This window comes from Janthinobacterium sp. UMAB-60, assembly GCF_900095235.1.
Taxonomy (GTDB): Bacteria; Pseudomonadota; Gammaproteobacteria; order Burkholderiales; family Burkholderiaceae_D; genus Janthinobacterium.
Genome location: NZ_LT607500.1, coordinates 66,255 through 76,775, shown reverse-complemented (window position 1 = coordinate 76,775; position 10,521 = coordinate 66,255). Strand labels below are relative to the sequence as shown.

Below are 10,521 nucleotides of genomic sequence, written 5' to 3'. Positions count from 1 at the left end.
CAGCTGCGAAGAAGGAAGAGTATGAAGCTTTTTCAGCATTTCGTCAACCTTCTTTTTTACTACCCAGCCCCTGAAGGCTGTCCCTTTTGTGCCGCAAACCAGTGCGTCTCATCGGGGAGGCGAATCATATCAAAGACCGTCGAAGTTTGGCAAGCGCTTTTCAAGGAAAGCGTGCATGCCTTCTTTTTGTGCAGGCGTGCCGAAGGCGGCCTGGAACAAGCGGCGCTCGTAGGCGACGCCATCGGTCAGGGTCGTTTCAAAGGCGCGGTTGACGCAATCCTTGATCATCATGGCCACCGAGGTCGGCATGGCGGCGATGGTCTTGGCGGCAGCCAAGGTTTCTTCCAGCAATTTATCGGCTGGCACCACGCGCGACACCAGGCCGATGCGTTCCGCCTCGGCGGCATCGATGGTGCGCGCCGTCAACAATAAATCCATGGCCTTGGCCTTGCCGATGGCGCGCGGCAAGCGCTGCGTGCCGCCCGCGCCCGGCGTGACGCCAACCTTGATTTCCGGCTGGCCAAATTTGGCGTTGTCTGCGGCGATCAGGAAATCGCACATCATGGCCAGTTCACAGCCGCCGCCGAGCGCATAACCGGCCACCGCGCCCACCACCGGTTTGCGCACGCGCAAGATATGCTCCCAGTTACGGCTGATGTAACCCTGGGTGAAGGTGTCCGGATAGGTGTAATCGGCCATGGCGGCGATATCGGCGCCAGCGGCAAATGCTTTTTCGCTGCCCGTGAGCACGATGCAGCCGATATTCTCGTCCGCGTCGAATTTGAGCAGGGCGTCACCCAGCTCATTCATCATGTTGTCGTTCAAGGCGTTGAGCGCCTTCGGGCGATTCAGGCGGATGACCGCCACTTTGTCCTGGATGTCGATGATCAGGTCTTCGTATTGCATAGTGTCTCCTCTCGATGAACGGTGTGAGGATTGTAGCGGCTAACGGCGGCGGCGCGACAGGTGCGCTGCTATTATTGTGAGCCCGGTCACCTTTATCGAGCAGCGTATTTTCTCCTCCCTCTTCCAGTATTGCGCCCGCCACCTGCGCGGCGACGGCAGCGCCGCCAGCGTCAATTTTCGCCGCCTGTGGTTCAGCAACGGCCTCAATTGCTTCGGCGCCCAGATCACCTCGCTGGCCCTGCCCCTGTGCGCGGTATTGTTATTACATGCGACGCCGGAACAGATGGGGGTGCTCGTCGCCCTGCAGGCGCTGCCGTTTGCCCTCTTCGGCTTGCCCGTCGGCGTGCTGCTGGACCGGCGCAGCAAACACCCGATCATGCTGTTCAGCGAAACCATGTCGGGCCTGGCGCTGGCCAGCGTGGCCGTGGCCTACTGGTGCGGCGTGCTGTCGATGCCGTGGTTATATATAGTGGGATTCATCATCGGCACGGGCTTCGTCGTCGGTGGCGGCGCTGAGCAGGTGTTTCTGACCTTCCTCGTGGGCCGCGACGGCTTGATCGATGCGCAATCGAAATTTGCCGCCACCGAATCGGCTTCGCGCCTGATCGGCCCCGGCCTGGCCGGCGTGCTGGTGCAAGTCCTGTCGGCACCCGTCGCCATCCTGTGCACGGCTTGCGGCTATCTGGTTTCCGTCTTCAATCTGCGCGCCATGAGCGTACGCGACCCACGCCCGGCGCCGTCAAGCAAGCACGCCTTGCGCGACATCGCCGACGGCTTGCTGTTTGTCTGGCGCGAGCCGCTGCTGCGCGCGCTGGCCTGGGGCGCCGGCATCTGGCACTTCCTGTTTTACGCCAGCATGGCCTTGACGGTGCTGTTCGCCACGCGCGACCTGGGCATGAGCCCTGGCGTGCTGGGCATGACGCAGATGCTCGGTGGCGCCGGCGTGCTGCTGAGCGCCTTCATCGTCAAGCCGCTGACACGCCGCTATGGCGCCGGCCCCACCATCCTGATCGGGCTGGCGTCCACCTCCGTGTGCTTTGCCCTGACGCCCACCATCCCCGCCGCCTTGTTCGGCAGCGCGGCCGGCAGCGCCGTGGCGTATGCCGTACTGATGTTCTTTTTTGATTGCGGCGTGATGCTGTTCTTCATTCCCTACCTGGGCTTGCGCCAGAAGGTCACACCCGACCCCATGCTGGGCCGCATGACCTCGACCATGCGTTTCCTGACGGTGGCGACGGCGCCGCTGGGCGCGCTGGCCGCCGGCTGGGTAGCGGAACACTTTGGCGTGCGCAATGGCCTGGCTTGCATCGCGGCAGGCAGCATTGCACTGACGATCGCCATGGTGTGGGGCACGCCGCTGCGTAGCGTGCGCACCTGAAACAATGAACGGGCATACACTGCTGAAAGATTGCCTTGGCGACACTATTCATGCCAAAGCCTGTGAGTTTTGATTTACATCAAGGTTTTAATTGAGGTAAATCCATAAGCTGTCTTCCATCACTCTAGGAGCACGTCATGTTTAACACCATCTTATTTCCCACCGACGGCTCGCCGCTGTCCGACAAAGCGGCCGAGACGGCCCTCGCCTTCGCTCAATTGAACAAGGCCAAGCTGGTTAGCATCAGTGTGGTGCAACCCTTCCCGTTCTCGCCGATGGCCGATGGCGGCATCGTGCTCGACGCCGGTTTGTACGAGCAACAAATGCAGGAAGCATCGCAACGCGCCGTCGACAAGATCGGCGAAGCGGCGCGCGCCGTCGGCGTGCCCTTCGAAGGCGTGGTCGTCGTCTCGCCCAGCCCGCATGAGGAAATCGTCAATGCGGCGCAAACCTACCATTGCGACATCATCCTGATGGCTTCGCATGGCCGCAAAGGCTTGAACAAGCTGTTCGTGGGCAGCGAAACGCAAAAAGTGCTGGCGCATACCCAGCTGCCAGTGATGGTCTTGCGCTAATCTTGCGCTAGCGCAATCTCCGCCCGGCGCCGCGACAAACTCAGCGCGCCGGCGCCTGCTTCGGCAACAACACCCACACGGCGCCGCTCTGCTTCATGCGGCCCGCATTCTCGGCCGCTTCCGCGCCAAAGCCAAAGAAATAATCGACCCGGATCGGCCCGCGAATGGCGCCGCCCGTGTCCTGCGCCATCACCAGCCGCTGCAGAGGGATCTCACTATTGGCTTGCGTGGTGGACAGGAACACGGGCGCACCCAGCGGCAGGAAGCGCGAATCGATGGCCACCGAGCGCTGCGGCGTCAACGGCACGCCCAATGCGCCCTTCGGTCCCACTTTCGGATCGGGCAGGCGCTCTTCCTTGAAGAAGACATAGCTGGGATTGGCGTTGAACAATTCATCCTTGCGCGTGGGGTGGCCGGCGATCCACGCCTTGATGCCCTGCGCGGACGCCTGGCTCAAGGTCAGCTCGCCTTTGTCGACCAGGTAGCGGCCGATTGATTTGTACGGATGACCGTTCTGGTCCGCGTACGCCACGCGCACGGTTTCCTGCGTATCGGTCAGCTGCACGCGCCCGGAACCCTGCACTTGCAGGAAGAACGCCTCGACTTCGTCATCCACCCACAGCAATTCCTTGCCCGTGACGGCCGTGGCGCGCTCGATGTCGGCGCGGGTCGCGTATGGGATCACTTTCTTGCCCACCAGCTTGCCGCGCAAGCGCATGTTCTTCAGTTCCGGATACACGCCGGACAAGTCCACCGAAACGAGATCGTCGGGCACCTTGTACAACGGTGTCTGGTATGGACCACCGCGCTTGCGCGCCCCGTGCAGCAACGGCTCGTAATAGCCCGTCACCAAGCCGGTATTGGCGCCATCGGCGGTGATGACTTGATTGGGCACAAAGAAGGTCTCGAAGAACAGGCGGATGGCCTTGTCGCTGTCCGCATTCACCTGACGCGCAATCGTGCACGATTCCTTCCAGTCCGGACGTTTCACCAGCACGCCGCACGAAGCCATGAAGGCGGGCCAGGCGGCGCGCATGTCGTCGCGGGCCCAGCCAGGCAAGGCGGCAAACTTGGCGGGCACCAAGGTGGGGGCCGTCGCCGCATCGATGGCGTCCTTGGCATCCTTGGCTTCGGCCGGCTTGGCCGGCACTGGCTTGACGACAGTCGGCGCAATCGCTGGCGCCTTGCCAGTCGCAGCGACCGGCTCTGCCGGCGGCGTGGTACAGGCGGACAGAGCAAGCGCGACGGCGCCGACTGAAACGGGTAGACTACCGCGTGTCAACAGACGGCGGGTAAATACTAAGCTGCGGGTAAATAACATAGGGGTACGTATGTGGATCTTGATGATAGAGGCGCTGGTAGCGTTCTTCTTGCTGGCATTTATAGTCTGGTGGACCATGTATTCGGGTAAAAAACCCGCACCACCGGCGCGCAAGCAGCTCGGCGAAGAACAGGACAGCACCGAAAAGCTGAAGTAAGGGGGCGCAAGCCCCCGGCGTTGCGTTAATGCAGGGTGCGCGGCACCGACAGCACGAACTCGGGAATCGCTGCTTCGAACTGATGGCCATCCTCGGCCACGCAGAAGTATTCGCCGTGCATCGAGCCCTGCGGCGTGCCCAGCATGGTGCCGCTCGTGTATTCGAACTGTTCGCCCGGCTGCAGCAGCGGCTGGTGGCCGACGGCGCCCAGGCCGCGCACCTCTTCCACCTTGTTGTTCGCATCCGTGATGACCCAGTGGCGCGAAATCAGTTGCGCGCCAGCCGTGCCCGTGTTGACGACGCGAATCGTGTAGCTGAACACGTGCCGCCCCTGGTCCGGTGCCGATTGCTCGGGCAGATATTGCGTCTTGACCGTTACCGTAAATTCATAAGTCGCCATCGTCATTCCTATTCAGACATTGCCAGTCGTATATTGTGTGTCGCGCGCGCCGCATTGGCCATCGCGCGCCGTGTATTCTGCGTTCCAGTGAGGCATGGTAACGGCGTCAAGCGTAAAATAGCGCATCTTCGCATTTTCTACTCTTAGCCCTAAGCCACCATGACAACATTCCGTATCGCTCCCAGCATCCTGTCCGCCGACTTTGCCCGCCTGGGCGAGGAAGTGCGCAACGTCGTTACCGCCGGCGCCGACATCATCCACTTCGACGTCATGGATAACCATTATGTGCCGAACCTGACCATCGGCCCGCTGGTGTGCGAAGCGATTCGCCCGCACGTGCAAGTACCCATCGATGTGCACCTGATGGTCAAGCCTGTCGATCGCATTATCCCGGATTTCGCCAAGGCTGGCGCGAACATCATCACCTTCCACCCGGAAGCGTCGGATCACCTTGACCGTTCCTTGCAGCTGATCCGCGACAATGGCTGCAAATCGGGCCTGGTGTTCAACCCGGGCACGCCGCTGCACTACCTGGAACACGTGATGGACAAGATCGACATCATCCTGATCATGTCGGTCAACCCGGGCTTCGGCGGCCAGTCCTTCATTCCGCAAGCGCTGAAGAAAATCGCCGAAGCACGCCGCATGATCGACGAATCGGGCCGTGACATCATGCTGGAAGTCGATGGCGGCATCAAGATCGACAACATCGCCGCCGCCGCCGCCGCCGGCGCCGACACCTTCGTCGCCGGCTCGGCCATCTTCGGCAAGCCGGATTACAAGGCCGTCATCGACGCGATGCGTGCCGAATTGGCAAAAGTGACGGGCGCCTGATGCAAGCGGGCACGGTGAAAGACCACGTACTGGCCGGCGTGCGCGCCGCCATCATCGACCTCGATGGCACGATGCTCGACACCGTGCCCGATTTTCATGTCGCCATCAATGGCATGCGCGCCGAACTGGATCTGGCGCCCATCAGCGCCGACGCCATCAAGCTGATGGTGGGCAAGGGTTCGGAAAACCTGATCCGCACCGTGCTGGCCCTGGACTTCGACGCGGCCGGCGTGGAACAGCGATTCAAGCACGCCATGGACGCCTACCAGCGTCATTACCTGGCCGTCAACGGCCATTACAGCACCCTGTATCCGGACGTGGAAGCAGGGCTGGCGGCGATGAAGGCGGCGGGCTTGCGCCTGGCCTGCGTCACCAACAAACCGATCGCCTTCGCCCTGCCCCTGCTGCAACAGAAAAACCTGACGCAGTATTTCGAGATCGTCTACGGCGGCGATTCGCTTCCGCAGAAAAAACCGCATCCCATGCCGCTGCTGCAAGTGTGTGCGGACTTCGACCTGGCGCCCGCCAAAGTGGTGGCCATCGGCGACTCCTCGAATGACGCGCAAGCGGCACGGGCTGCGGCCTGCCCCGTCTTGACCGTACCGTATGGCTACAACCACGGACACTCTATACACGACACCGATTCCGATGGTATAGTAAATACGCTGCTCGAAGCGGCGCATTTTATAAGCATGCACAACAGACCAGCATACTGACCCACACCACATCGTGAACACGTTTCTCATCAAAAAACACAATGTCACCCAAACCGGCTCGATTGAGGCCTGGCTTTGGCGACGCTGGCAATTCTGGCAGGCCTGAGGGCCGAGCCGTGTAAGATTGCTGTCGGCTGCGCGCACGCGTGCAGTGGCAGGTTTTTTGATAACCCACCGCAGGGTTTGTGCATCGCGCACACTTGTACCCTGACGGCATGGAGAGACACATGACCGAACTCGAATTCAAATCGCTGGCCCAGCAAGGCTACAACCGCATCCCCCTGATCGCGGAAGCTTTTGCCGACCTGGAAACCCCGCTCACGCTGTACCTGAAACTGGCGCAAACCCAGCAAGGCGGCAAAAACACCTTTCTGCTCGAATCCGTCGTCGGCGGCGAACGCTTCGGCCGCTATTCCTTCATCGGCTTGCCCGCCACCACGGTGTTGCGCAGCCATGGCAACCGCACGGAAATCGTCAAGAACGGCGCCGTGATCGAAGAGCACGAAGGCAATCCGCTCGACTTCATCGAACAGTACCAATCGCGCTTCAAAGTGGCCCTGCGCCCCGGCATGCCGCGTTTCTGCGGCGGCCTGGCCGGCTACTTCGGCTACGACACCGTGCGCCACATCGAGAAAAAGCTGGCCGGCGGCGCGCCGAAAGACGACTTGAACCTGCCCGACATTCAGTTGATGGTGACGGAAGAACTGGCCGTCATCGACAACCTGTCCGGCAAGCTGTATCTGATCGTCTACGCCGACACCACGCAGCCCGAGTCGTTCAGCAAGGCGCGCCAGCGCCTGAAAGACTTGCGCATGATGCTGCGCCGCGGCGTCGATGCGCCCGTCACCAGCGCTTCCGTACGCACGGAAACCATCCGCGACTTTTCCAAGGAAGACTACCTGAAGGCCGTCGCCAAGGCGCATGAATATGTGATGGCCGGCGACTTGATGCAGGTGCAGATCGGCCAGCGCATCCGCAAACCGTATGTCGATTCGCCGCTGACCCTGTACCGCGCCCTGCGTTCGCTCAATCCGTCGCCGTATATGTACTTCTATAATTTCGGCGACATGCAGATCATCGGCGCTTCGCCCGAGATTTTGGTGCGCAACGAGACGAGGGCGGACGGCGGCAAGAAAGTCACCTTGCGCCCCATCGCCGGCACGCGTCCGCGCGGCGCCACGCCAGAGCGCGACGCCGAGCTGTCGGCCGAACTGCTGGCCGATCCGAAAGAGATCGCCGAACACGTGATGCTGATCGACCTGGCGCGCAACGACATCGGCCGCATCGCCGAAACGGGCAGCGTGCAAGTCACCGACCGCATGGTCATCGAAAAATACTCGCACGTGCAGCACATCGTCTCGAACGTGGAAGGCACGCTGAAAGACGGCCTGTCGAACCTGGACGTGCTGCGCGCCACCTTCCCCGCCGGCACCCTGACGGGCGCGCCGAAAGTGCGCGCCATGGAAGTGATCGACGAGCTGGAAATCACCAAGCGCGGCATCTATGGCGGCGCCTGCGGCTACCTGTCGTTTGGCGGCGAAATGGACGTGGCGATCGCGATTCGCACGGGCGTGATCAAGGACGGCATGCTGTATGTGCAGGCCGCGGCCGGCATCGTGGCCGACTCGATCCCCGAAATGGAATGGCAGGAAACCGAAAACAAGGCGCGCGCCGTATTGCGCGCCGCCGAACAAGTGCAAGATGGCCTGGATGGGGAGTTTTAAGATGCTGCTAATGATCGACAACTACGACTCCTTCACCTACAACATCGTGCAGTATTTCGGCGAGTTGGGCGAAGACGTGCGGGTCTACCGCAACGATGAAATCACGATCGAGCAGATCGAGGCGCTGAACCCGGACCGCATCTGCATCTCGCCCGGCCCGAAAGCGCCGGCCCAGGCGGGCATTTCGGTCGAAGTGCTCAAGCACTTCGCCGGCAAGAAGCCGATACTGGGCGTATGCCTGGGCCACCAGGCCATCGGCGAGGCGTTTGGCGGGAAGGTCATCCGCGCCAAGCAGGTCATGCATGGCAAGACTTCCCTCATCGCGCATACGGGCGTGGGCGTTTTCAAAGGCTTGCCCAGCCCCTTCACAGTGATCCGCTACCACTCTTTGGCGATCGAACGCGCCTCGCTGCCTTCCTGCCTGGAAGTGACGGCGTGGACGGACGACGGCGAAATCATGGGCGTGCGCCACCGGGAATACGATATCGAGGGCGTGCAGTTTCACCCCGAATCGATCCTCTCGGAGCACGGCCACGCCCTGCTGAAGAATTTCCTCGAGCGCTGATTCCCTGCGCACGCCACGGCGTGCCATCAGTGTCCTCCTGCGCCATCATTGAAGAAGGAAGCATCATGCCGATCACCCCACAAGAAGCCCTGCTGCGCTGCATCGAACACCGCGAAATTTTTCACGACGAAATGCTGTACCTGTTCCGCCAGATCATGTCCGGCGAAATGTCGCCCACCATGATCGCGGCCCTGACCATGGGTTTACGCGTGAAAAAGGAAACCATCGGCGAAATCGCCGCCGCCGCGCAAGTGATGCGCGAGTTTTCCACCAAGGTGCCGATGGCCGACACCACCAACCTGCTCGATATCGTCGGCACGGGCGGCGACGGCGCGCACACTTTTAATATCTCCACCGCCTCGATGTTCGTGGCGGCGGCAGCCGGCGCACGCGTGGCCAAGCATGGCGGACGCAGCGTCTCGTCATCGTCCGGCAGCGCCGACGTGCTGGACTCCCTGGGCGTCAACATCAACCTGCAACCCGAGCAGATCGCCCAGTCGATCGCGCAAACGGGCATCGGTTTCATGTACGCACCGAACCACCACGCGGCAATGAAGCATGCGGCGCCCGTGCGCAAGGAGCTGGGCGTGCGCACGATCTTCAATATCCTCGGCCCGCTGACGAATCCCGCCGGCGCGCCGAACATCCTGATGGGCGTGTTCCACGCCGACCTGGTCGGCATCCAGGTACGCGTGCTGCAGCGCCTGGGCGCGCAGCATGCCATCGTCGTGTATGGCCGCGACAATATGGATGAAGTGTCGCTGGGCGCGGCCACCATGGTGGGTGAATTGATCAACGGCGAGATCCGCGAGTATGAAATCCATCCTGAGGATTTCGGCATGTCGATGATCGCCAGCCGCAATCTGAAGGTAGCCGATTCCATCGAATCGAAGGCCAAGATGATGGAAGCGCTGCGCGGTGAACCCGGTGCGGCGGCAGACATCGTCGCCCTGAACGCGGGTACGGCGCTGTACGCGGCCGGCGTGGCCAGCTCGATCGAAGATGGCCTGGCGCGCGCGCGCACCGCCGTCAGCTCGGGCGCCGCCCTGGAAAAACTGGAACAATTCGTGCAAGTGACGCAGCAGCTTGGCACCCCGGCGCAAGCGTAAGCTCCTCGCCCTCCTTGAAAGAATAGCGACCATCATGTCCGACATACTCGATAAAATCCTGGCCGTGAAGGCCGATGAAGTGGCCAAGGCCAAAGCCCACCGCAGCCTGGCCAGCCTGCGCGGCGACGTGGAAAGCGACAGCGCCCTGCGCACCGATCTGCGCGGCTTCGAAGCGAGCCTGCGCCAGCACATCGCCGCCGGCAAGCCTGGCATCATCGCCGAAGTAAAAAAAGCCTCGCCGTCGAAAGGCGTGATCCGCGCCGACTTCCGCCCGGCGGACATCGCCGCCAGCTATGCGGCGCATGGCGCGGCTTGCCTGTCCGTGCTGACGGATGAACAGTTCTTCCAGGGATCCGTGGCCTATCTGCAGCAGGCGCGCGCCGCCTGCGCCATTCCCGTGCTGCGCAAGGACTTCATGGTCGACATGTACCAGATCTATGAAGCACGCGCCATGGGCGCCGACTGCATCCTGCTGATCGTCGCGGCGCTCGACCATGGCCTGATGGCGGAGATGGAAGCGTGCGCCCACGAACTGGGCATGGGCGTGCTGATCGAAAGCCACGATGGCGACGAACTGACGGCGGCCCTGAAACTCAAAAGCGCGCTGATCGGCATCAACAACCGCAACCTGCGCACCTTCGAGACCTCGCTCGACACGACCATCAATCTCTTGCCGCGCATCCCGCAGGACAAATTGATCATCACGGAATCGGGCATCCACAGCACGACCGACGTGCAACGCATGCGCGACGCGCACATCCACAGCTTCCTGGTGGGCGAAGCGTTCATGCGCGCGCCCGACCCCGGCGTGGAACTGGCACGCCTGTTCAGTTAAA

Annotated in this window: 12 protein-coding genes; 9 read left to right on the top strand and 3 right to left on the bottom strand. The window is 61.9% G+C overall.

Annotation, left to right across the window (positions count from 1 at the left end; translation table 11 throughout):
• Positions 1 to 129: 129 nt before the first annotated feature.
• Positions 130 to 906 (bottom strand): enoyl-CoA hydratase, encoded by a 777-nt coding sequence (locus K0F86_RS24310; protein WP_219136709.1) that lies wholly within the window; start codon positions 904 to 906, stop codon positions 130 to 132.
• Positions 907 to 982: 76 nt separating this feature from the next.
• Between K0F86_RS24310 and K0F86_RS24305 the strand changes: the two genes are divergently transcribed.
• Together K0F86_RS24305 and K0F86_RS24300 are read left to right on the top strand one after the other, a co-directional pair.
• Positions 983 to 2,284, top strand: coding sequence for an MFS transporter (locus tag K0F86_RS24305; protein WP_257572340.1), 1,302 nt, complete (start codon positions 983 to 985; stop codon positions 2,282 to 2,284).
• A gap of 137 nt (positions 2,285 to 2,421) precedes the next feature.
• Complete coding sequence (locus tag K0F86_RS24300; protein WP_219136708.1) at positions 2,422 to 2,859, top strand: universal stress protein; 438 nt, start codon at positions 2,422 to 2,424, stop codon at positions 2,857 to 2,859.
• Between the two features lie 40 nt (positions 2,860 to 2,899).
• Here the strand turns inward: K0F86_RS24300 and K0F86_RS24295 are convergent, their stop codons facing one another.
• Positions 2,900 to 4,141 (bottom strand): murein transglycosylase A, encoded by a 1,242-nt coding sequence (locus K0F86_RS24295; protein WP_257572339.1) that lies wholly within the window; start codon positions 4,139 to 4,141, stop codon positions 2,900 to 2,902.
• 49 nt (positions 4,142 to 4,190) lie between these two features.
• Here K0F86_RS24295 and K0F86_RS24290 point away from each other — a divergent pair, with 49 nt between their 5' ends.
• The gene (locus K0F86_RS24290) at positions 4,191 to 4,337 is read left to right on the top strand and encodes a hypothetical protein (protein WP_165829277.1); all 147 of its coding nucleotides are present in this window, start codon (positions 4,191 to 4,193) and stop codon (positions 4,335 to 4,337) included.
• A 25-nt stretch (positions 4,338 to 4,362) separates the two neighbouring features.
• Here the strand turns inward: K0F86_RS24290 and apaG are convergent, their stop codons facing one another.
• Positions 4,363 to 4,737, bottom strand: coding sequence for a Co2+/Mg2+ efflux protein ApaG (apaG, locus tag K0F86_RS24285; RefSeq protein WP_219136707.1), 375 nt, complete (start codon positions 4,735 to 4,737; stop codon positions 4,363 to 4,365).
• A 159-nt stretch (positions 4,738 to 4,896) separates the two neighbouring features.
• On the opposite strand from apaG, the gene rpe reads away from it, so the two are divergent.
• From rpe to trpC, 6 genes are all read left to right on the top strand, one after another.
• Positions 4,897 to 5,571: a ribulose-phosphate 3-epimerase gene (rpe, locus tag K0F86_RS24280; protein ID WP_100875476.1), complete on the top strand. Its 675-nt coding sequence runs from the start codon at positions 4,897 to 4,899 to the stop codon at positions 5,569 to 5,571.
• Entirely contained in the window at positions 5,571 to 6,287 is a 717-nt protein-coding gene (locus K0F86_RS24275; protein ID WP_219136706.1) for a phosphoglycolate phosphatase, read from the top strand. The genes rpe and K0F86_RS24275 overlap by 1 nt, the downstream gene beginning before the upstream one ends.
• Positions 6,288 to 6,514: 227 nt before the next feature.
• Positions 6,515 to 8,011, top strand: a complete 1,497-nt coding sequence (trpE, locus tag K0F86_RS24270) for an anthranilate synthase component I (RefSeq protein ID WP_141171636.1) — start codon at positions 6,515 to 6,517, stop codon at positions 8,009 to 8,011.
• A 1-nt stretch (position 8,012) separates the two neighbouring features.
• Positions 8,013 to 8,576, top strand: coding sequence for an aminodeoxychorismate/anthranilate synthase component II (locus tag K0F86_RS24265; RefSeq protein ID WP_092719017.1), 564 nt, complete (start codon positions 8,013 to 8,015; stop codon positions 8,574 to 8,576).
• A 65-nt stretch (positions 8,577 to 8,641) separates the two neighbouring features.
• Entirely contained in the window at positions 8,642 to 9,685 is a 1,044-nt protein-coding gene (gene trpD, locus K0F86_RS24260; protein ID WP_219136705.1) for an anthranilate phosphoribosyltransferase, read from the top strand.
• A gap of 34 nt (positions 9,686 to 9,719) precedes the next feature.
• Positions 9,720 to 10,520, top strand: coding sequence for an indole-3-glycerol phosphate synthase TrpC (gene trpC / locus K0F86_RS24255; RefSeq protein ID WP_219136704.1), 801 nt, complete (start codon positions 9,720 to 9,722; stop codon positions 10,518 to 10,520).
• Position 10,521: the final 1 nt, after the last annotated feature.